Origin of the sequence: Desulfocapsa sulfexigens DSM 10523, assembly GCF_000341395.1 — a bacterium.
GTDB lineage: Bacteria > Desulfobacterota > Desulfobulbia > Desulfobulbales > Desulfocapsaceae > Desulfocapsa > Desulfocapsa sulfexigens.
Window position 1 is genome coordinate 1,709,528 of the sequence record NC_020304.1, and the last position, 21,606, is coordinate 1,731,133.

General features: G+C 47.6%; 24 protein-coding genes and 1 pseudogene. 20 read left to right on the plus strand and 5 right to left on the minus strand.

The window, feature by feature from the left end; genetic code table 11:
• Nucleotides 1-588, minus strand: coding sequence for a glycogen-binding domain-containing protein (locus UWK_RS18385; protein ID WP_015403772.1), 588 nt, complete (start codon nt 586-588; stop codon nt 1-3).
• On the minus strand, nt 585-1,061 hold the full coding sequence (locus UWK_RS07570; RefSeq protein ID WP_167320728.1) for an RNA polymerase sigma factor: 477 nt from the start codon (nt 1,059-1,061) through the stop codon (nt 585-587). The genes UWK_RS18385 and UWK_RS07570 overlap by 4 nt, the downstream gene beginning before the upstream one ends.
• Nucleotides 1,062-1,255: 194 nt before the next feature.
• Between UWK_RS07570 and tpx the strand changes: the two genes are divergently transcribed.
• The 18 genes from tpx to UWK_RS07660 all read left to right on the plus strand — a co-directional run bounded on the left by tpx (nt 1,256) and on the right by UWK_RS07660 (nt 17,214).
• On the plus strand, nt 1,256-1,774 hold the full coding sequence (tpx, locus tag UWK_RS07575) for a thiol peroxidase (RefSeq protein ID WP_015403774.1): 519 nt from the start codon (nt 1,256-1,258) through the stop codon (nt 1,772-1,774).
• A gap of 308 nt (nt 1,775-2,082) precedes the next feature.
• Nucleotides 2,083-3,147, plus strand: a complete 1,065-nt coding sequence (locus UWK_RS07580; RefSeq protein ID WP_015403775.1) for a hypothetical protein — start codon at nt 2,083-2,085, stop codon at nt 3,145-3,147.
• Entirely contained in the window at nt 3,144-5,681 is a 2,538-nt protein-coding gene (locus UWK_RS07585) for a cytochrome ubiquinol oxidase subunit I (RefSeq protein ID WP_015403776.1), read from the plus strand. Before UWK_RS07580 ends, UWK_RS07585 begins: the two co-directional genes overlap by 4 nt.
• A 105-nt stretch (nt 5,682-5,786) precedes the next feature.
• A complete protein-coding gene (locus UWK_RS07590) occupies nt 5,787-6,170 on the plus strand; it encodes a hypothetical protein (protein WP_015403777.1) in 384 nt (127 codons plus the stop codon).
• A 404-nt stretch (nt 6,171-6,574) separates the two neighbouring features.
• Nucleotides 6,575-7,420 carry a phosphonate ABC transporter ATP-binding protein gene (phnC, locus tag UWK_RS07595; protein ID WP_015403778.1) on the plus strand — a complete coding sequence of 282 codons (846 nt, stop codon included), beginning with the start codon at nt 6,575-6,577 and terminating at the stop codon, nt 7,418-7,420.
• Between the two features lie 37 nt (nt 7,421-7,457).
• Nucleotides 7,458-8,333, plus strand: coding sequence for a phosphonate ABC transporter substrate-binding protein (phnD, locus tag UWK_RS07600; RefSeq protein ID WP_015403779.1), 876 nt, complete (start codon nt 7,458-7,460; stop codon nt 8,331-8,333).
• 80 nt (nt 8,334-8,413) lie between these two features.
• Entirely contained in the window at nt 8,414-9,286 is an 873-nt protein-coding gene (gene phnE / locus UWK_RS07605; protein WP_015403780.1) for a phosphonate ABC transporter, permease protein PhnE, read from the plus strand.
• A 12-nt stretch (nt 9,287-9,298) separates the two neighbouring features.
• Nucleotides 9,299-9,712 (plus strand): phosphonate C-P lyase system protein PhnG, encoded by a 414-nt coding sequence (locus tag UWK_RS18390; RefSeq protein WP_015403781.1) that lies wholly within the window; start codon nt 9,299-9,301, stop codon nt 9,710-9,712.
• A 16-nt stretch (nt 9,713-9,728) separates the two neighbouring features.
• Nucleotides 9,729-10,271: a phosphonate C-P lyase system protein PhnH gene (gene phnH / locus UWK_RS18395; protein ID WP_015403782.1), complete on the plus strand. Its 543-nt coding sequence runs from the start codon at nt 9,729-9,731 to the stop codon at nt 10,269-10,271.
• Complete coding sequence (locus UWK_RS07620; protein WP_015403783.1) at nt 10,268-11,320, plus strand: carbon-phosphorus lyase complex subunit PhnI; 1,053 nt, start codon at nt 10,268-10,270, stop codon at nt 11,318-11,320. Before phnH ends, UWK_RS07620 begins: the two co-directional genes overlap by 4 nt.
• Nucleotides 11,313-12,149 carry an alpha-D-ribose 1-methylphosphonate 5-phosphate C-P-lyase PhnJ gene (locus UWK_RS07625; RefSeq protein WP_015403784.1) on the plus strand — a complete coding sequence of 279 codons (837 nt, stop codon included), beginning with the start codon at nt 11,313-11,315 and terminating at the stop codon, nt 12,147-12,149. The genes UWK_RS07620 and UWK_RS07625 overlap by 8 nt, the downstream gene beginning before the upstream one ends.
• Nucleotides 12,139-12,975 carry an ATP-binding cassette domain-containing protein gene (locus UWK_RS07630; RefSeq protein ID WP_015403785.1) on the plus strand — a complete coding sequence of 279 codons (837 nt, stop codon included), beginning with the start codon at nt 12,139-12,141 and terminating at the stop codon, nt 12,973-12,975. The genes UWK_RS07625 and UWK_RS07630 overlap by 11 nt, the downstream gene beginning before the upstream one ends.
• A gap of 22 nt (nt 12,976-12,997) precedes the next feature.
• A complete protein-coding gene (gene phnL / locus UWK_RS07635) occupies nt 12,998-13,765 on the plus strand; it encodes a phosphonate C-P lyase system protein PhnL (protein ID WP_015403786.1) in 768 nt (255 codons plus the stop codon).
• Nucleotides 13,765-14,919 (plus strand): alpha-D-ribose 1-methylphosphonate 5-triphosphate diphosphatase, encoded by a 1,155-nt coding sequence (locus UWK_RS07640; RefSeq protein ID WP_015403787.1) that lies wholly within the window; start codon nt 13,765-13,767, stop codon nt 14,917-14,919. The genes phnL and UWK_RS07640 overlap by 1 nt, the downstream gene beginning before the upstream one ends.
• Nucleotides 14,920-14,921: 2 nt before the next feature.
• Nucleotides 14,922-15,566 (plus strand): DapH/DapD/GlmU-related protein, encoded by a 645-nt coding sequence (locus UWK_RS07645; protein ID WP_015403788.1) that lies wholly within the window; start codon nt 14,922-14,924, stop codon nt 15,564-15,566.
• A gap of 20 nt (nt 15,567-15,586) precedes the next feature.
• On the plus strand, nt 15,587-16,129 hold the full coding sequence (locus tag UWK_RS07650; RefSeq protein ID WP_015403789.1) for a component of phosphonate metabolism: 543 nt from the start codon (nt 15,587-15,589) through the stop codon (nt 16,127-16,129).
• A gap of 8 nt (nt 16,130-16,137) precedes the next feature.
• On the plus strand, nt 16,138-16,827 hold the full coding sequence (locus UWK_RS07655; RefSeq protein ID WP_015403790.1) for a DUF1045 domain-containing protein: 690 nt from the start codon (nt 16,138-16,140) through the stop codon (nt 16,825-16,827).
• A gap of 90 nt (nt 16,828-16,917) precedes the next feature.
• Nucleotides 16,918-17,214, plus strand: coding sequence for a hypothetical protein (locus UWK_RS07660; protein WP_015403791.1), 297 nt, complete (start codon nt 16,918-16,920; stop codon nt 17,212-17,214).
• Nucleotides 17,215-17,356: 142 nt separating this feature from the next.
• Here the strand turns inward: UWK_RS07660 and UWK_RS07665 are convergent, their stop codons facing one another.
• Together UWK_RS07665 and UWK_RS18960 are read right to left on the minus strand one after the other, a co-directional pair.
• Complete coding sequence (locus tag UWK_RS07665; protein WP_015403792.1) at nt 17,357-17,551, minus strand: hypothetical protein; 195 nt, start codon at nt 17,549-17,551, stop codon at nt 17,357-17,359.
• Between the two features lie 229 nt (nt 17,552-17,780).
• A pseudogene (locus UWK_RS18960) lies at nt 17,781-18,009 on the minus strand (arsenic resistance protein); the annotation flags it as partial.
• Between the two features lie 275 nt (nt 18,010-18,284).
• Between UWK_RS18960 and UWK_RS07670 the strand changes: the two are divergent.
• Entirely contained in the window at nt 18,285-19,766 is a 1,482-nt protein-coding gene (locus tag UWK_RS07670) for a DegQ family serine endoprotease (RefSeq protein ID WP_153304855.1), read from the plus strand.
• 185 nt (nt 19,767-19,951) lie between these two features.
• On the opposite strand, the gene UWK_RS07675 is transcribed toward UWK_RS07670, so the two are convergent.
• On the minus strand, nt 19,952-20,368 hold the full coding sequence (locus UWK_RS07675; RefSeq protein ID WP_015403794.1) for a hypothetical protein: 417 nt from the start codon (nt 20,366-20,368) through the stop codon (nt 19,952-19,954).
• A 300-nt stretch (nt 20,369-20,668) separates the two neighbouring features.
• On the opposite strand from UWK_RS07675, the gene UWK_RS07680 reads away from it, so the two are divergent.
• Nucleotides 20,669-21,502, plus strand: a complete 834-nt coding sequence (locus tag UWK_RS07680) for an MORN repeat-containing protein (RefSeq protein WP_167320729.1) — start codon at nt 20,669-20,671, stop codon at nt 21,500-21,502.
• Nucleotides 21,503-21,606 lie beyond the last annotated feature (104 nt).

Genomic DNA, 21,606 nt, shown 5'->3' on the forward strand with positions numbered 1-21,606 from the left:
TTATACCTTGATTGTTATAAGGGAGTTTTCCCCGCCAAAATCATCCTGTACCCGTTCAGAAACGGTTGGGTCTGTAATCTGTTTTCCCTCTTCAACAAGATAACTGTACTGATATTCCCCTTCGGGAAGGGTAAGAGTCAGACTCCAGTAGCCACTATTTCCGATTGGCTTCATAGCTACCGTTTGCCAGCGAGTAAAGGTCCCGATAATAGCAGCCTGCTTTGCCTCTGGTCTATAGATCACAAATCGATACGGAATCTCTGTGCTTGCCACAGTTATGGGTGTCGGTGAAGGAATGGATCTCAGCTGTATAAGCAGAAGGGCTATTCCAAGAGCGATTCCGGCTGAAAACAGTACAGCCGGTCGGAGCCACGGGAGAAAAACACGTTTTGTCGGCTCCGTTTCCACAGGGATACTGGTCAGTGGAGTCGTATGGACTATTTCAGCGTGCAGCAGTTTTTCCTGTTCAAGGAGATCTATAGCCTCATTTTTAAACGCTTGTTCATTATGCACTGTCTGCACAAAATCTATTTTTTCGTCAAGATCCAGTTCATTGTCAATGAACATACTGATCAGATAATCTTTCATGTCTCACCTGTATGAAGAATTTTTTTCAACTTTTGCCGGCAGCGATGAATTCTAACTTTTATATTGCCCTCACTGGTACCTGTCAATTCGGCGATTTGGTGATAGGACAAACCACTACTTACAACGAGTGAAAGGAGATCAGCCTCATCCGGAGCAAGCTGCTGTATGGCATTCATCACTCTGCGTGACTCCTCCCGTTCCATGTAGGCAGACTCTTCATCAGACCTTCCTTTATGCTTGTTTTCATCATACGGGATAATAATTCGCCGTTTGCGGCTGTTGTCGTTGAGGAGATTACGACCAATGGTAAAAAGCAGCGATACACTGAGTTCCCGTTGAGCATATCGTTCCAGATACCTGGCAAAGCTCTCCTGCATGGTATCTGCTGCCAGGTCGTAATCACCACTTCGGCAGAGAAGATACCAAAAAAAACGACCTTTATTGTCGTTATAAAACTCTCTAAACCTATTCACCTTGCTTGTATAACGTCCACCAATGTCAAAGGTTACAAAATTTTGAACCAAAAATTGAATGTACAATAAGCTCTGGTCTTTTTATTTGACTTTTATGGTAATGATTATTAAAACTAGATTGAGTAACATGAAATTTATTTATACTGAACGTGTCGGTTCAGTATACCATTTATCCTACTCTAAAAGGTGAAATCATGAGTGAACGTATTGGAGAAGCTACATTTTTAGGTAATCCTCTAACCTTAATTGGTACAGAGGTTAAAGTAGGAGATAAAGCACCTGATTTTACTCTCCTTAAGAATGATCTGTCACCAGCATCCCTGGCTGATTTTGCGGGTAAGGTGCTGATTATAACCCTGGTGCCTTCCCTGGATACGCCGGTTTGTGACACTGAGACCCGACGTTTCAACAGTGAGGCGGCTGCTCTTGGTACGGACGTTGCTATCCTTGCCGTCAGTATGGATCTTCCCTTTGCACAGGGGCGCTGGTGTGGGGCTGCAGGTGTGGAGGCGGTTCAGACCCTTTCCGATCACCGGGATGCATCCATGGGTGAGTCCTATGGTGCTTTGATTAAAGAGTTGCGTCTCCTCAGTCGTGTTGTTCTTGTGGTTGACCGGGAAGGGACGGTCACCTACGTCCAGTATGTGAAAGAGATCAGTGAAGAGCCTGATTATGATGCTGCGCTTGTTGCAGCAAAGGCTGCTGTTGGTTAATTCCTCTGTCTTGGAAGAAGACCTGTGGACACTTAAAGTGCCTTTGGGAGTTACGGGGCACTTTAAGCACAGTTCTCAATTTGAGTCACCGTAACTGGCCAAATTTAAAGGTTTTAGGCGTGGCGTGCGCCCTCTTTTCTTCTGGTGCACTGTCTGGCGAAAAGGATCTTATGCAAGACTCCTCCCCCCTCTCTTTATTTTGTTTTTGCATTTATCGGAATCAATTCATACAATGAATAAGTTGTGAAGGTTTTAGAATATTTTCTTAATATCTAGTATCCAGGCAGAATAAACAGGAGGTAGCGCCAATGGATGTAGCCCAGTTAATCCCAACGCCCGATGTGCTCCAGGTTCCATGGGGCTGGTTTCAGGTTCTTCTCACCGTTACCTTTTTTCTTCATCTGGTGGTGATGAATATCCTTCTTGGTTGTTCAGTTATTGTTTTTTTCAGACATGCCACAGGGAAGTCGACGGATATCAATAAGCGTATTTCCGGAAAACTTCCCCTCACTGTCGCCTTTGCCGTGAACTTTGGTGTTGCACCGCTTCTCTTTGTTCAGGTCCTTTATGGCCATTTTATTTATGCAAGCTCAGTTCTGATGGCCATTTACTGGTTGTCCATTTTCGTATTGTTGATATTGGCCTATTATGGCACATATATCTATAGCCTGAACTTTGATCGCTTGACTGGCTTCCGCACTGTTCTCACCGGATTTATAGCAGGAATTCTTTTGGTAGTATCCTTTATCTTTACTTCCAATATGTCCCTTATGACAAATGTTGAGGCATGGCCTGCCTACTTCAGTAATGCCCAAGGAACTCTCTTGATATTTTCTGACCCAAGTCTGGTGCCTCGTTTCCTGCACTCTGTGTTGGGCGCAGTCGCTGTGGGTGGTCTGTCAATTGGACTCTATTATGATTTAAAAAAACGTAAAGGAGAAGCTGGTGCAGAGGAGGGGGTAGCCGTCGGGATGAACTGGTTTGCGGGAGCAACGATGCTTAATGTCGGCATCGGTTCCTGGTACTGGGGAACTCTTCCGGCATCTGTCCGATCACTGGGGGGAGATGGCGGCGCTTTTTTTCTTATTTTTATTATTCTGGGGATCATTGCCGCAATATTCTCATTGATATATGGGATGAGACATGAGGTCCGCCTGGCAGTGTATTATCTTATGGGGTCACTTTTCTGTATGACACTGGTACGTGAATTTGCGCGACGACTTACCCTGGCACCCTGGTTTAAGACATCTGATCTTGAAGTTGTTCCTCAGTATTCACCGCTTATTGTTTTCCTGCTTGTCTTTGCAGGAGGATTGGCCTGTGTCTGGTACATGATTCGACTGGTTCTTACCGATAAGGAGGCACGCTCATGAATTATCCGGTATGGCTACTCGATGCCTTTGGTGGTGGTACGCTTATTGCTCTTATTGCTGTTGTCCACGTGTATGTGGCGCATTTTGCAGTGGGTGGCGGACTTTTTCTTGTTCTCACCGAGCTGAAGGGTTTGCGTGAAAATTCTCCTGCAATTCTTGAATACACTAAGAAACATTCCAGAGTTTTTCTGTTGGTTTCCATGGTATTTGGTGGGCTTACAGGCGTTGCAATCTGGTTTACCATTGCACTTCTTAGTCCCGCTGCAACCTCTTCGCTTATTCATATTTTTGTCTTTGGCTGGGCCACCGAATGGGTATTTTTTTTCGGTGAAATTGTTTCCCTGCTGCTCTATTATTATTATTTCAACAAGATCAGTTCCAGAAATCATCTGATTCTTGGATGGATTTATTTTGGCTGTGCCTGGATGTCCCTTTTTGTCATTAACGGTGTAATTGATTTTATGCTCACTCCAGGTGAGTGGCTGAATAATGGGAATTTCTGGTCGGGATTTTTCAACCCAACCTTCTGGCCGGCACTCTTTTTCAGAACCTTTCTGGCACTGATGATTGCCGGACTGTTTGGTTTTATTACCAGTGTGAATCTGAAAGATCCGGAAATGCGGCATAAAATGGTGCGCTACTGCGGTCTCTGGCTTATGGCTCCCCTTGTTCTGCTCCTGGCGTCTGCCATGTGGTATAAAGCGGCCCTGCCACCTGCTCAGCAGGAGATGATTTTCGTCAAGTCACCAGAGATGAAACCCTTTCTCTCCGGGTTTGTCTTTCTTTCACCAATACTCTTTGCGGGCGGCCTGATTCTTGCTGCTTTTCGTCCTCAGGCGGTGCGTCGTCCAGTAGCCTGGGTTCTGCTCCTTCTGGGACTTCTCTATATGGGAAGCTTTGAGTTTATACGTGAAGGTGGCCGCAGGCCCTTTATCATTCACAACTATATGTACTCGACCGCTATTCTGAAGGCTGATATGCCGGAAGTTCAGAAAAAGGGTGTTTTGCAAAGTGCTCGTTGGGTAGAAAACAAAATTATTACTCCCGAGAACAGGATGGCCGCCGGTGCGGAACTGAACAAGATTCTTTGTCTCCCCTGCCATTCAACGGGCGGGCCTCTTAATGATATCCTTCCCCTTGCCAGACGTTTTACGCCCCAGGGTATGGAAGCTTTTATTTTAAGCATGGGAACTGCAAATCCTTATATGCCACCTTTTGCAGGCAACAGTGAGGAAGCTGCGGTTCTTGCCGAATATCTTACCGCTGGTTTGATCCCCGGTTTTCTTCCCACGGCTCCGAAAATCACTCCAGTGGCTGTGACTCCGTCACCATTTGATCCTGAAACCTCCGAATATGTATTGCTTGGGGGTGCCACACTGGGCAATATCCTCTATTCTGAGCCTGAAGAATCCGGGATTGATCTCTCCTATGGTGCTCCTGTCCTTCGCGCGCAACTGTTTTTCCGTGATGCAAGCCCCAGTCTGATTATGGAAAATACCACCGTTCGCTATACGATAGAGACCGGAAAAGGTGTGGTTGAAGGAGCAATGGAGGCGCAGGATGGATATTTTGAAACAGCACTTGCTGAAATCCCAACTCCATTGAAACCCTACCAGCCATTTTTTATTGCTCAGCTTGAGGCAACGGTGGACGGAAAGGTTGTTGCGACGACTCAGGCTAAAATTGGTGTTGCAACGGAGTTTGGCTGTCGAAATTGTCACGGTGGAAAATGGCGTCAGGGTGGGCGAAGCGGTATGTCCAGAGAGACTGCTTCCGGTATTCTTGCATCCCATGACAGAAAGAGTAATACCAACTTAAGTGCAGATTTCGCCGATGGGAAAACAGTGGTCTGTTCGTCATGTCACGGTGATTTCAGTCGTGGAACAGAGAGTAAACCTGGACTGTTAAGCCTCTCCGCATCCATACACGGCTATCATGCTGGATTTCTGGTTGAGGAGGGGGGGAATAGTTGTGTGCTCTGTCACTCATCAAGTGATACCGGCGCCAGTCACTCCTATGATGGTATTCACAAACAGCTGGACCTTTCCTGCAGCAATTGTCATGGTATTCTGGCTGATCATGCCGCAAGTCTCCTGAAACAGGAAGGTGATACCGGTCAGGCGAAGAGCCTTCTCTCGCTTCTTGAGAGCAAAGGAGAGACTGTGATTGCCGAGGTGAATCCTCGCAGTCCATGGATAATGGAACCAGATTGTCTAACCTGTCATGTTGATTTTCATCCTCCTGAAACCGATACTGCCTTTAATACCTGGACTGAAGATGGAACAGGTTTGTTTCACAACCGTATGGGCGAGGCTGCTGTGGTTTTATGCAGTTCCTGCCACGGTCAACCACATTCTCTTTATCCGTCTGTAAATGCCTATGGGAAGGTGATTGGTACACTGCAGCCGATGCAGTATCAAAACAGCCCCTATCCCATTGCGGCAGATAAGGGATGTGCCGTATGCCATACAATGGAGATGGAAGATGAGATGCACCACCCCGGCTCAAATGCAATGTTTAGAAATCGGGAATAGCCCAAAACTTTTCATCTGAGCTAATAGGCTCCTGGAGAGTGTTCTCCTGGAGCCTATTGGTGTTTTGGGGTAGTAAAAAGGCGCGTACAGGGGGACCACGGCAGGATGGATAATAGTGATGATAAAGAAATTCTGCAGGCTTTTGTCGATCAGCTGGAAGTCTGGGGCTGTCAGGTATTGCGAGCTATAAATCGCAGCAATCCATATCGTGGTGGATTTTCAATTCTCTTCCGTTGTGATGCTGCCACAGCCCGGGCAATTGCAGATCTTGGAATTGCCCAAATTCTCCTTGATGTCAGAGCTGACACCTACCTGCTGCGTCTTCCTGAAGTTAATATTGATGCCACCCCGGAACCCCACCCCGCAATTCTTTCCTGGAATGAGGTCACAAAACAGAAAAAACTAATGGAATTGCTGGCTCTTTGGAAGAATAGTGGAGATATCCTGGAGAAGCGCAGGCGCAAGTTAGGGATGTTTTACAAAGAATAATTGCTGGGGCCTATGCGGTGGGGGAGTTGGCAGTAGTAGAGACCAAAAATTATTTACCTATGGCTTGTTCAATTTTTCAGGGCCTCTTCTCTTTTTTTGGAAAAGTACCAGCTAAGAGGCCGAACCTAAAGCTACAACCGCGAGCATCTACTGACCATCCATCCAGTTGGTATCAAAATTTGTTTTGTTTTTTTTTGCATCTACTCAGTATTCCAAATCTTTTTCTCATTTCTTTCTAATCAAATTGAAATGCCGAATTAATCCTATCCTAACAATCCCCCTGTAAGTTCCATTTCTGATTCATGGTTCGATTATTTCGAATCAGTTTTCTCCTTCTGACCGGCCGGGCGGAAATCCTGATTTTACCGTCTGGCCGGTTACTCTTTAAATAAAGGAAAATACCAATGATATCTCTTCAGTCAGTGAACCTGGGTTACTCGAATATTCCTATTCTCAAAAATCTCACTCTCCATGTGGGGAAAGGGGAATTTCTGGGGGTGATAGGACTATCTGGTGCTGGTAAATCCACACTCCTTATGTCAATTATCGGAAATATTCGGGTTCTTCAGGGTAACTATCAGGTCTTTGGCTATGACCTTTCTTCAATAAGCAAACGGGAACTACGGCTGTTGCGTTCTCAGATAGGCTTTATCTTCCAGGGGTATAACCTTGTTAATCGACTTTCAGTTCTCCATAATGTGATGTGCGGTATGCTGAAGGATCTCCCCATGGGGCGTTCGCTGATCAAGCTTTATAGTGGTGAAGAGTTGGAAAAGGCCCATGAATATATGCAGATCGTCGGCATTGAACAGTTGGCTATGAAACGCTGTGATGAGCTTTCAGGCGGGCAACGGCAGCGGGTAGCTATTGCCAGAGCACTTGCACAGGAGCCGAAAGTCCTGCTGGCTGATGAGCCAGTTGCTGCTCTTGATCCCAAAAGTGCGGTCCAGGTGATGGATGTTCTACGCAAGGTAAATGAGACTTATGGGGTAACGATCATCAGTAATCTCCATCATCTGGATTTCGCACGCGAATATTGTGATCGCATTGTCGGGGTGGCTTCGGGATCTATTTCCTATGATGGTTCAACCCATGCACTGCAAGGAAGTACCCTGGAAGCAATCTATGACAACAACAGGCCCATGGGGGGTGAGTTCGACATAGCTTCAATTGTGGACAAAACGCATGGTGGAGTGCAAAGCAGCCCATGGGAGGAAGAGCGTTTCGCTAAAGTACCAGTAGCCGCATAACGCGGAAAGAATAACAATACAAAGAGGAAACAGGAAAATGAAAAGATTAATAATGACTGTGATGGTGCTCTTTACCCTTGCAACGCTGACGACTGCATCTGCCGCGGTAAAAGAGGGATGGCCGGAAACCCTTACCTATGGGGTCATACCGGTTGCCTCGTCCCGTAATATGTCAGACAGCTTCGGGGGCCTGGTTCAGCATCTGGAAAAAGAGCTGGGCATTAAAGTCAAACTGCAGGTGGCAGGAGACTATGCCGGAGTTATAACCGGAATGCAGCATGGTCATATCGACCTTGCCTACCTTGGTCCCAAGTCCTACTGCGAAGCCGCCATACGTGCGGGTGCCGAAGCCTTGGTGGTTGAAGTAGGGCAGAGCGGTGTGGCCGGTTATCACGGGTATATTATTACCAAGGCAGGTTCTGGACTGAACAGCCTTGATGACCTGAAAGGAAAAAAGTGGGCCTTCACCGATCCTCACTCGACCTCCGGCACCCTGGTGCCCACTGTTTACTTCAATAACATTAACATCAGTCCAGAGAAGTACTTTGGCAAAGTCATTTACTCAGGAAGTCACGAGGCCTCCATTCTGTCTGTTAAAGCTGGCAAGGTTGATGGTGCCTCCACAAATGACCTCGATTTTGATCGTGGCCTGGGTACCCACTGGAACAAGGATGACTTTAACATTATCTGGACATCCGACCTCATCCCCGGTTCCCCCATGGCGGCACGCGCTGACCTGCCGGCTTCTTTGAAGCAGGCCATTCAGGAGGCCTTTATCTCCTATCAGGATAAAGACGGCCTGGAGAAATTGAAGATCTCAGGTTTCCAGAAAGCTGACGACAAGCTCTACGATGGAATCAGGGAACTGATAGCTCTGAAAAAGGCATTGAAGGAACGGGTTGCAAATAAGTAACAGACCTTCTCCTCTGCCATGCTCTGTGGATTTACCCTCCGGAGTATGGCAGAGTTACTATCCTCTGACACCTGAGCATTATGACATCACTACAAATCACACCGGAGTATTTACAGAAAAAATCATCTCCGTTCCAGTGGCAAAATCTTCTCATCCTAGTGCTGATAAGTGCTGTATATTCAACAAGCTGGTTGAACACCGAGATGAGTGTCGGTTCACTGATTGACGGTTGGAGTCACATGCAGTCCTACATTGTCGGCAATCCTGATATAGAGGGATCCAGTTTTTTTCCACCCTCCTTTATCGTCTATGATATCAGGCTTTACCTCAAGGCCATGCTTGAGACCATAGAAATGGCAGTGGTAGCCCTCTTTATTTCCATTGCCGTCGGCTTTCCTCTGTCGCTTCTGGCCTCACGAAATATTTTGAAAATTCTTATCCCGGGAAGAGGTATCCTGGCCAGGGGGTTGCGGCGGATTCTTTACACCATCGCCATGTTGGTGGCCAATGTCTTCCGTTCTATTAACGAAATCGTCTGGGCCCTGCTCTTTGTGTCGGCCGTGGGACTGGGACCGATGGCTGGTATTCTGGCCCTTGGTGTCCATACCGCAGGCGTGCTCTGTAAACTCCTTGCCGAGGGAAATGAGGCCATTGATCCCGGGCCGGTTGAGGCACTGACTGCTACGGGAGCGAGTTTCCCGAAAATTATTGTCTATGCCGTACTACCGCAGACCATGCCTCATTTTATTTCCATGGTCCTCTATCGTTTTGAATCGGATGTGCGCAGTGCTTCCATTCTCGGGTTTGTTGGAGCCGGGGGCATAGGATTCTATCTCTTTGATAAAGTACGTGCCTTTGAGAATGCGGATGTGACAACCATTATTATCATTATTGTGCTCACAGTGTGGTTGATCGATAAGCTCAGTGCCGGAATCAGGGCAAAATTTATTTGAGGAGTCTGGAAAATGGAGCGAGAGTCACTTCCCTTTTTGCTGCAGCAGGTTGGTTGCGATGAACTTTTTTCCCTGGTTCGGCTAATTGAAACCTGCAGCGATGTACAGGTCATTCAGCAGCCAAGCGCACAGACCATGATGCTGCCCATTGAGGATCCTGTCAGTCAGGGTTTGTTCTATGGCGGAGAACTTCTGGTCAGTAGCGCCATTGTCCGCGTCAACGGGGCTGAGGGCTGGGGCATGGTTCTGGATGAACAGCTGGAGCTTGCACTCCAGATTGCCATCCTGGACGGGGCCTGGACGGCTGGTGTTGAAATCAAGGCTATCAATGGTCTGGCAGAAAAAGGAAAAAAAATACATGAGCAGGCTATTGAACAGCAGGGCAGACAGGTCGCCGCATCCAGGGTTTCTTTTGATTTGATGTGAATGGAGTAATTCAAGAATGATTACAGAACAAAATGTTGAGCTGCTCAACCGGATCAATTTTCGTAGCTGCCTGAATGCCATGGCCAGGCCAGGTACCGTTTTCCCGATAGAACCTTTTTTCCATTCCGCCATGATGGCTCTTGCCTCCGTACTTCTCTATCCGGAAGTACGGTTTTTTCAGCAGGCGGATGGCGACTGGACGATGATCAAAGCAATGACCGGAACCACGGAAGTGAAGGAAAGCGAGGCGGATTATCTCTTCCTCGATCAACCGGATCCGGACATCTTGACTGCATCTCAACACGGTGACCAGCAGAACCCCGAGCGCAGTGCCACCCTTATCTGCAGCTGCGACAGCTTTGCAAACGGTAATCCGGTACTTCTCAGAGGACCTGGCATTCAGGGAAGCAGGAGAACGACCCTGCCGGTGCCTCCTGTTTTTTTAAAGCGGCTGGCACAAAAGAACAAAGACTTTCCCCTGGGGATTGATCTGTTTTTTCTTTCGCTGGACAACACTGTCTGCGCTCTTCCCCGCACGACTTCCGTGGAGTTGTTATGAGCTATGTAGCTATTAAAGGCGGCAGTGAAGCGATTCGTTCTTCTAAAACTTTTTTCCGTGACATGATTCACCATGCAGAGGGAATTGGCGATAAAGAACTGCAGAAAGGGCTTATCTTTTCCTGTGACCGGATAATGGGTGAAGGTGGTTTGTACAGCGAAAAACTTGCCGCAGAGGCCATCCGGCGAACAGGAGGAGATCTGCTTGAGGCGGCCTTTTACATGCGGGCTCACCGATCCACCTGCAGACGGGTGGGAGACGCCGAAACACTGAACTGTGGGAGCATGCGGCTCCTTCGCCGTATCTCTTCTGCGTTTAAAGATATTGAGGGTGGTCAGATTCTGGGCCCCTCCTGTGATTATGTTATTCGCCTTTTTCACGGCAATCTCCAGGAAGAGGAGGATAATTCCCTCAAGGTAGACAGCATGACGGGGCCACTCCCCAGTGCGGTTGACAGCATGCGTCTCCGTGATCAGGTGATTGTGCTGCCCAACCATGAAGATTCACCCCATGACGTCTCCCGCTCATTCCCTTTACCGCCTTACACCAGAAGCAGTCTGATGCAGGTCATGTCCAGGGGGGAGACCGGAGCCATGCTTGCCTTCGCCTATACTTCAATGCGCGGTTACGGAGATGTACACCCCACCATCGGGGATTTACGTATCGGCTATATTGAGGTGAAATTCACCCACCCCTTCACTGGAAAAAAAGTGAAGGTCGGAGAGATCCGGGTGACGGCCTGTGAATCCATCGGCTCCTTCAACCGGGATCCCGGTGACGGCAAGCTTCGTCTGAGCACAGGGTTTGGATTTTGCCTCGGTTTTAACGAGACAAAGGCAATCGCCATGTCAATCCTTGATATGGCCATGCATCACAAGGGGTATTCGGTGGGAGGGGTGGACATTGCCTCCAATCCGGAAATCATTATTCACCATGTGGACGGTATTGAGTCCATGGGCTTTACCAATCACTTTAAACTCCCGCACTACGTAACTTTTCAGGCCGATCTCCATGTACTGGAGAGGGCAAAGGAGATGACGGATGAATAAGCAGACCTTTGCCTTTATGGATGAGGACGCAAAAAAAGAAATCAGGCGATCACTGCTCAAGGCCGTTGCCCTGCCTGGATATACAGTTCCCTTTGCGTCTCGTGAAATGCCGGTGGCCAGAGGATGGGGGACAGGGGGGCTCCAGATAACCCTTTCAATTATTCTCGAACAGGATGTCCTCAAGGTGATTGATCAGGGCTGTGACGGTTCTGTGAATGCGGTGAACATGAGGGGTTTTATCACTTCGGTGACCGGGGTGGAGTCAGTAACCGAGACTTCACGGTCTACAATCATCCAGACCCGGCACCGGATACCAGAACAGGAACTGACAGAGGATCACATCCTGGTATTCCAGGTCCCATATCCCGAGGTACTTACCACCGTGGAGCCGGACACTGCACAACAGAAGAGGATGCATGGGGATGGAGATTATTCAAAACTGTGGGTTCTTCTCTACGAGGACACGTCACAGTTTGGCGACAGCCGGATCAGCAACCGCTATCCTGTACAGGTGGACGGTCACTATGTCATGGATCCCTCGCCCATTCCCAAATATGATATTCCACGAATGGATAACAGTCCGGCACTGCAACTGTTCGGGGCAGGCCGGGAAAAGAGAATCTATGCCATTCCGCCCTATACTGAGGTGAAACCACTGAAGTTTGATGATCGGGAGTTCAAGGTTGAAAGCTTCGGTAATATCTGCTGTGAGCGCTGTGGGGCATCGGGAGTCTTTTTTGATGAAGTCCGGATTGGGAGTGACAAGCACTTCTTCTGCAGCGACACTGAATTCTGTGACGGGAACAGGGGGGAAGAACATGTTTCTTGATGTCCGTTCCTTAAGTAAAATTTACGGCATCTCCTGTGGGCGCTGCCTTGAACTTACCGGTGCAAAACATAATAGGGCCATCTGTCCTGTCTGCAAGTCAGTTGTGGCTATCAATGGTGTTGACCTCACGGTCGAAAAGAACGAAATCCTTGGTATCGTCGGTGAGTCTGGAAGTGGGAAATCCACTCTCCTGCAACTCATCTACCAGGATCTCGCTGCCACCGGCGGGGCAGTCTATTTTAACGGTCTGATGGATGACCATGGTGTCCCCTGTAACATCCTCAAGGCTCCTCCTTCGATGGTGTCTCGCCTGAGAAACAAAGAGATGTCCATGATTTACCAAAATCCCCGACTCGGTCTCAATTTCCTCTTTTCAGCAGGCGGCAATATTGCGGAAAGAATTATCGGCGGAGGCGAGCGGCGCTATGAAAAGATTCGCAGTGCTGCCCTTGGCTACATTGATCGTATTGAAATGGAAAGCAGTCGTATAGATGATTACCCGGAACAATTCTCAGGTGGTCAGCAGCAGAGGATTCAGATCGCCAAGGCTCTTTCTTCCTCCCCCAGTCTGCTTCTCCTTGATGAACCTACTACCGGGCTTGACGTTTCGGTACAGGCCAGAATTCTTGATTTGATCAAGGAATTGCAGCAGGAAATGGGGTTTTCCATGATCATCGTGTCCCATGATCTGGGGGTTATCAACCACCTTACAGATATCACGATAGTCATGAAGCATGGAAGCTTGGTTGAATATGGACTTACCGACCAGGTTCTTGAAGATCCCCAGCATCCATATACCCAGTTGCTGGTTTCCAGCATTTTATAACTTTCACCCAGGAAAACAGACGATGTACTCCACAGCACAGTTTGAACGGAGACAGGAAAAAGACATGACAAAACTTGAGCTCCGGAATATCAGCAAGACTTTTACCCTCCATAACCGTGATGCCATCAAGGTTTCAGGGTTTTCTGAAGTCACTTTTTCGGTAAAGAGAGGTGAGTTGCTGGCTCTGATCGGCCCCAGCGGCGTTGGGAAATCCTCCATCCTCAAGGCCATATACCGTACGTACCTGACTGACTCAGGATCCATTTCTTTCCATCGGCGGGATGGCTCAGTGGTGGATCTGGCAAGCTGTTCTGAAAGCAGGATACTGGATCTTCGTAAACGGGAGATCGGCTTTGTCACCCAGTTTCTGAAAGTTTTGCCACGTGTTACCGCCATACAGGCGGTGGCCGCCCCCCTTATCGAACTGGGTGAAATGGAAAAGACGTCTCTGTTTCAGGCTGCACGTCTCCTTGAATTGCTCGGCATCCGTGAAGAACTTTTCCACATCTCGCCACTTACCTTTTCAGGTGGAGAGCAGCAGCGGGTCAACATCGCTCGGGGCGTCATTGCACCCAAAGAGCTTCTCCTCCTGGATGAACCGACAGCGTCGCTCGATGACCAGAGTTCCAGTCGGGTTCTTGATCTCCTGCTGGATTTGAAAAGAAACGGTATTGCAATGATCGGAATTTTTCACGATAAAGCCAAGATTGGAAAAGTGGCGGACACTACCTATGAGATCACCAGGACGGCTCTCACCATGCCTAAGGCAATGCGGCAGGAGGCAGCTTGATGAACTCAGTTCTTCGTTCGAGCCGTGTTCTCACCGACGGATACATTCAACCAGCCGACGTCGTTATCAGGCATGGTTTCATTGAGAAGGTTGCTCCCTTCAAATCACAGAAAAATGCCTATGACCTTGGACAAAGGCTCATTGTCCCAGGGTTTGTGGATCTTCACTCAGATGCCGTTGAAAAAGAGATCGAACCACGGCCGGGTGCACACTTCCCCATCGCTTCAGCCCTTGTGGAATTGGATAAAAAACTTACAATGGCTGGTATAACCACCATGTTTCATGCCGTCGGTTTTAACGATGCGGCCATCACGGGATATAGGGCCACAAAGATTGCCGCTCATGTGATAGAGGAGATCAATACAGCCAATCGTCATCTGCTCGGAGTTGATAATTTTGTCCATGCCCGCTTTGAGGTGACTTCTTTTGAATCGGTAGGGGTGATCAAAGAACTGATACACAACGAATCCGTTCACCTCCTTTCTGTTATGGATCATACACCTGGACAGGGTCAGTTCAAATCCATTGAAAACTGGAAGAAATTTCACCTCCCGGTCTACAAGCTGAGCGACAGCGATGCCGATGAGATTATCCGCCATAAGATACGGGGCCGCTCCAGGGCTTTTGCCGTGGTTGAAGAGCTGCTGCGCTACGGGGCGGAGCATGATCTGGTGCTTCTCTCCCATGACGATGACAGTCGCCACAAGATTGATCTGCTCAAGGAATTTGGGGTCAGCATTTCCGAGTTTCCACTTGATGTTGATATTGCTGTCTATGCGAAGAAGAAAGGGATTGCGACGGGGATGGGGGCACCTAATGTGGTGCGCGGAGAGAGCCAGAGCGGCAATGTTTCAGCGAGAAAACTGATCGTGGAAAATGCCTGTGATTTTCTCTGCTCCGATTATCATCCAAGCTCCATGCTCCAGGCCCCCTACACAGCTCACAGGGAGATTGGCCTTTCCCTCGAACGCTGTTTTGACATGGTTACCAGCACGCCTGCCCGCCTTGCGGGATTGAACGACCGCGGAGAGATTCGGGCCGGAAAGATTGCCGACCTGGTCGTCATAGAAGATGCCAATATCCCTAAAGTCATTCTAACCCTGAAAGAGGGCAGTCCCGTCTACAACGGGACTGCCTGTCTCTGCGGAGAGTAACCATGGTTTATATCAAGTCTCATAACCCCGATCCGGAAATCACCCTTGGCTCTTTCCCGCTTATTTCAGAGAAGGCAAGGGTACGGTCTGCGGAACTGGGGCGTTATACTGAACTGCGTGATCATGTCGAATTTGTTGAATCCAGCCTGGGAGACTACTCCTACGTTATGGAGCGAAGCTCCATTGTCTACAGCACGATTGGTAAGTTCGTCAATATTGCTTCGGACGTGCGCATTAACCCCGGCAATCACCCGATGCACTGGGTGAGTCAGCACCACATCATGTACAGAAGGAAACAGTATGGAGTTGCCGGCAGTGACGACGAATCTTTTTTTGCTGAACGGAGACTGCGAAAGGTGGTCATCGGCCATGATGTGTGGATTGGCCACGGCGCAACCATCATGCCCGGAGTGAGCATCGGTAATGGGGCTATTATCGGCGCGGGCTCCGTGGTGACCCACGATGTAGCTCCTTACACGATTGTCGCCGGTGTCCCTGAAAAAGAGATACGGAGCCGCTTTCGCAGCAGCACCAGGGATGCCATTGAAAGAACCTGCTGGTGGGATTGGGACCATGAGACCATCAGAGAGCGGATTGATGATTTTCGTGATGTGGACCGCTTTCTTGCTCTGTATGGCTCCAGGTAGCATACAGGACGCCCTTCACAATGAAGATTCTTCTTGTTACCGGACCGAGTGGAGCAGGCAAGGACAGTCTGCTCCGTCTGGCCGGCCAGTATTTCAGGAAAGACAGTCGCCTCTGTCTGGTAAAGCGCTACATAACCAGGCAGCCTGACAGCAATGAACAGAATTATTTTGTGGACCATGCGGCATTTACCCTTCTCTGCAAGAACAATTTCTTTATCTCCCATTGGAATGCCCATGGAAACTTCTACGGTATACCACGAACGGGACTTCCAGATAAAAAAGAGAATACGCTCGCCATTATTTCCATTTCCAGGCAGAATGTAGGTGATTTCGAACGCTGCTTTGAGCGGGTAACCACTCTTGGGATAAAAGTAGACCCCGATATTCTCCGCAGGCGTTTACGGGCCAGAGGGCGTGAAGATGACAAAAGCATTGAAAAACGGCTGCAAAGAACGGCATCTCCGATAAAGGCCAGAAGGATGCTCCATTTTGACAACTCCGCGGAACTGGCATGCAGTGGAAAACAGTTCCTTGATCTGCTTGATTCTCTTGCTGAGGAGTGACGGACAGTATGCGATTTGCAATCTACTATGCTCCTTCCGCTCAATCCCGGCTGTTTAAAATCGGACATCGCTGGCTGAGTCAAAATGGTCTGGCGGGAAAAGGGATCGGGCACAATTCACTTACCGGTATTTCTGCAGCCAGGCTTGCGGAAATCATTGACTCTCCAAGGCACTATGGGCTGCATGGAACATTAAAGGCTCCCTTCAGGCTTGCAAAGCATCGTGATGAGGAAGAGCTGCACTCCTGTTTGAACAGCTTTACCCGTCAGCGCAAGCCCTTTGTAACACCTCCCCTTTGCCTTCGTCTGCTCAATGACTTTTTCTGCCTTTGTCCGGAGAGGAGAGCGTCGGAGATAGATAATCTCGCAGCCGAGTGTGTTCAAGTTTTCGATGAATTCAGGGCTCCCCTCAACCAGATTGAACTGGATCGTCGCGGAACAGGTGCGCTTACTGAGGATGAAAAACACAATCTCTTCACCTGGGGGTATCCCTACGTGATGGAGCAGTTCCGTTTTCATATCACTCTCACTGGCAGGATAGATGATGAACACGAAAGGGAGCTGCTTCAGACCTGTCTTGGGGATTTTTTTGCACCGGTCATCGGTAAAGCTCTGACAGTGGACGGGATAAGTCTCTTTGTCGAGCCATCACCCGGTGAACCATTTTTCTGCAGCAGGCACTACCCGTTCAGTCTTTAATCAAAAAATAATCCTATCCGAACAGAATTTTAACATGACGGGTCTATCTTTAATTCAGGCTAAAGATGAATTTAGTAAAGGAGAGTCGTCATGGTATATATTTATATTTATCTCATTTTTCCCATCCTGCTGCTTATTGTTGTTACGATTCTGTTCCTGCGTTCACTGAAGTCGTCAGAGATTCCCGCCAACGCACAGCTTCTTGTTGATGCCTGGAACTCTGTTGCTGATAATTACGGGACTGCTGACCTTTCCCCTGACCAGACAGACGATCCTGATCTTAATCGATCCTGTAAAGCTGTCACAGAAGGTCTCGGGCAAAAGGAACGCACAGTATTTCCGTCTGATATATCAAAATTTTCATATCAGGACAGATGTTGTCCATGAGTTACTGGCAAACATCTGGTAATACCAAGTCTTCTCTGTAAAGGAATACCTGTCTTTTTCGAGTTTTCTCCTTCGGAAACTGTTGCTTTTTCGGCATCTCCTGGGCAACGCAGCTGAACAGTCTGATCATTCTGTCTTGATATTAGGTGATGGCCGCCACCTCCCGAAGATATGCAACCCAGCACCGCCAGGGGCGAGTCTGCTCAGTGCAGATATCTGGACATCCAGAGAAGTTTTCTTCCCGCAGGGGACAGAGACCACATTTCATTGTGCAAATTATTTTTGCAGCTTTTTCCAATGCCAGTTCCAGGATACTGTCACAGCTTCCGGTTTCCATATATTCCTCCTTTTTTTTGAATACTCCTTCTTTTGATCCCCTTAATGTCGTGAAATTTAACAGGCTACTATTTGTTTTCCATGAGTTGCAGGTTAAAAAATGATCAGGAAACCTCTTTCATCCCCGGACTCCTGCAAAACGTATAGTCCTCACAATCTATTGAAAGGTTCCAGTGGAATTATATTGACTTTGGTAGCAGGAATTGGAGGTACATCCGGGGAACATTTTGGCCTACAACGGTTGCCAGTGCAGCACCGGAAGAAAGACCAAAAATCATAACAGCAGTTGCGATAGCAACCTCAAAGTGGTTTGAAGCACCTATCATAGCTGCTGGTGCAGCATCCTGATAGCTCAGCTTGAATATTTTCGCTGCACCTATATCCAAGAGCAAAAATAAGAATCGTCTGAATAAAAAGAGGAATGGCAATTCAGACAATAGTCAACGGATTGGCGGTAATATTCTAAACTTCAGTGTACCAGGGAACATTGCTATAAATACACTGATGTGTAAATTGAAATAATCCATGAAAATATCGTGGTGAATGATTAGTTGAAGCACTTGCACTGAATTATGTGGATTCCTTTCCAGATTCCTGATGTTCTGACTTGGATATAAATTCTTCCCAAATCAACTTGACTTTACATGCTCTCAGCATATTTTGTTTTTTGTAAAACAAGTAGTCTGTACTCCTATAACGAACTGGTGATAATAAAAACAGTGGAGGTAATAAATATGCGACGATCTATTTGTAAGTATTTTTCCAGTCAATATATAGCAGCACTCACTTTAATATCCGTTTTTTTGTTTGCAGGAGTGGCTCAAGCCGGCAACGATGAAGATGTTGCTTTTGTGGACCGTTTCGGAAAGGCTTTTGCCACGGTGGCGCGAGAAGTTGCGCCCGCTGTGGTTCATGTCCGGGTGGAAAAGGAGATCGAGAACAGGAATGGGGTCCATGGGCAAGACCCATTTGGTTTGTTCAATGATCCTTTTTTTGAGCATTTCTTTGGGCCGGGATTTCGTCAGCCACAGCCCAATGGCCAGGGGCAGACTCCCTATAAACAGAGAGGAGCTGGTTCCGGATTTATTATATCTGATGACGGATATATCCTGACAAATAATCACGTGGTTGGTGATGCAGACACCATCACTGTAAGCCTTGATGACAAGAGAGAGTTTAAGGCAAAAGTGATTGGATCTGATGCTCAATCTGATGTGGCGCTCATTAAGATTGAGGGCAAAAATCTTCCAACAGTATCGCTGGGTGACTCTGACCAGATTGAAGTTGGGGAGTGGGTTATTGCCATTGGCAGCCCTTTTGAACTAAACCAGACCGTTACAGTGGGCGTGGTCAGTGCCAAGGGGCGTAACCGTATAGGCATCAACGATTATGAGAATTTTATCCAGACCGATGCGGCCATTAATCCTGGAAACTCAGGCGGACCACTCCTGGATATACATGGTAGGGTAATCGGAATCAATACAGCCATTTTTTCAAGATCAGGCGGCTATATGGGGATTGGTTTTGCCATTCCCATCAATATGGTTAAGTCGATTCAGCAACAGTTGATGAGTGCTGGTAAGGTCACCCGCGGCTGGCTCGGGGTAGCTATTCAGGATGTTGACAGGGATCTGGCTACTTCTTTTCAACTCGACAATGCAAAAGGTGTGCTCCTGACTGACGTCTCTGAAGGAACTCCGGCTGATAAAGCAGGGCTGAAGCAAGGTGATGTTCTGCTGTCCATGGATGGCGTGGAATTAGGTGGAGCCGCAGATTTGCGTAACAGAGTGGCCATGATTGAACCCGGCAGGAAAGTGAATTTTATCCTTAGTCGTGACGGCAAAAGAAAAAATATTGTGGTAACCATTGGTGAGCAACCTGCCGATTTTGGACGTATTGCCAAGCAACGCACTACGGACGATGATTCAAGTCTGAATTCTATGGGACTATCACTGCAAAACCTTAACAGAGAGCTGGCAGATAAGTTTGGTTATAAAACAGACCAAGGTGTCTTGGTGGCAGGTGTTACCCCCGGAAGCGTCGCGGAGGAAGCTGGTATTAAACCTGGGCATCTGATCGAAGAGTTGAATCGACAGCGGGTCCATAATTTGAAGGACCTCCAGAATGTCCTTAAAAACTCTGGAAATAGTCAGCAGGTTCTCTTGAGGGTTCGAGCCGGTGAATATAGTCGATACCTGGTACTTCGACTGAAATAAGTTCGAATGTGCAGAACACTGTCCAGAGGTGTCCTGTAGGGGAGGGGGTGTTATCGTTATCAAAACGAGCACAGTAAGAGAACTAAAATGAAACATCCCTGCACAGTGATTGATGTGCAGGGATGTTTTATTCCTCAAATCATGGAAGGTTAGCTGATTGTGCCCTTGTATTTCGAGTCTTGATTCTATTTCGATGAAGCGTTTAGCCAGGCTTCATCCAGACGAGTCTCGATATATGTGACCAGTGCATCATCCTGTTCTTCGAGATCGAAACAGACTGCATCCTCCCCCAGCAGGCCTCCAGGGACAAAATCACCTCTTTCTTCAGGATCTGTTATCATATTTCCGTAAAAACAGATTGAAAGCCATCGAGTGGCATCTTCGATAACATCAACCATCACAAAAAGGTCTTTGTCTTTCTGAGCTTTGTGAACGCCTCTAAGAGAATATGTTAGTCCCGGGCGTGCTATGAAATCAAGGAGAACTCCTTCCTTGTGGTTCAGATAGTCTTTGAAGTGGACAAAAATTTTCTTGTTTGTTGCAGATGTGTCCTGCCATTCTTCAATAAAGGCGTTTAAGGCCTGCTCTGTTTCACTTTTCATGTTCGACTCTTTTTTGTTTTCTGTAATTGTCCGGTGCAGAATATACCTGTTGACCTTAACTCGAATGGAATAGAAGGGCAAAAAAAACTTTACAGCATCTTTTATTGTAAGAATTGATTTTTGGGCTAATATAGATACATTGTGGTTGTCAGGTGATTTTTTCAGAATCTTTTTAGTGGATAATGCATGGGCTTTTACCGTCGAATACTGTTATTTCCTCTTGCCTGCTTGGTTTTTTCCCTCACAGGGTGCGCGTCGGATTGCGTTAAGGGAAATTGTTCCAACGGTGAAGGGACACTTGTGTTCGATACAGGAGAACATCTCTCAGGGGCGTGGAAAAAAGGAAAGTTGCATGGCTACGGATCATTCACAAAGGCAAATGGTGATATGTATGCTGGAGACTGGGTTAATGGAGAAAGGCATGGCCAGGGTACTGCCACAAATGCCAGTGGTGATCGGTATGAAGGCCAATGGAAGAATGACAAGAAACATGGCAAGGGTACTCTAACATTTGCTCATGGAGATCGTTTTGAAGGGAATTGGGTGGCCGGGAAAAAACAGGGGCCTGGGCGGTTCCTTTATATCAACGGTGATGTCTACGAAAGCGAGTGGCGTGCAGATATTGATGTAGGTAAGGGCTGTTTTACCACAGCAAAGGGAGAGTGTTACATTACCACCTGTATAAGCGGTGACTGTCAAAATGGTCATGGTGTCTTTACCTGGACCAATGGCGAACGCTATACCGGTGAATGGAAGAATGGCCGGAAAGATGGCAATGGAACTCTGGTCTATGCCAATGGTGATCAATATACCGGTGAGTGGAAAAATGACAAGAAAGATGGTTACGGCAGCTTTCGTCAGCGAAACGGTACCAGCTATATAGGCACGTGGAAGAACGATAACTGGCATGGTCATGGGACCTACCAGAGTGTTGATGGTGGTCGATTTGTCGGGGAGTGGGAAGGCGGAAAAATGAGTGGCCATGGAACCTATATGATGGCGAATGGAAACCAATATGTTGGAAGCTGGAAGAATGGGGCTAAGCATGGACGCGGAACATTTATATATCCCAGTGGCTTTAAGTATGTTGGTGAGTGGAAAAACAATAAAATGGTCAGGGTATACCCACAATAAGAGATGATTGGTCTTGAATTTCTCACCCAGTAAATGTAAATAGATCTGTTCCGAGTATAGTACGTTTTCTAAGCGTCTCTGTCCCAAGTGCATGGGAAGGGACG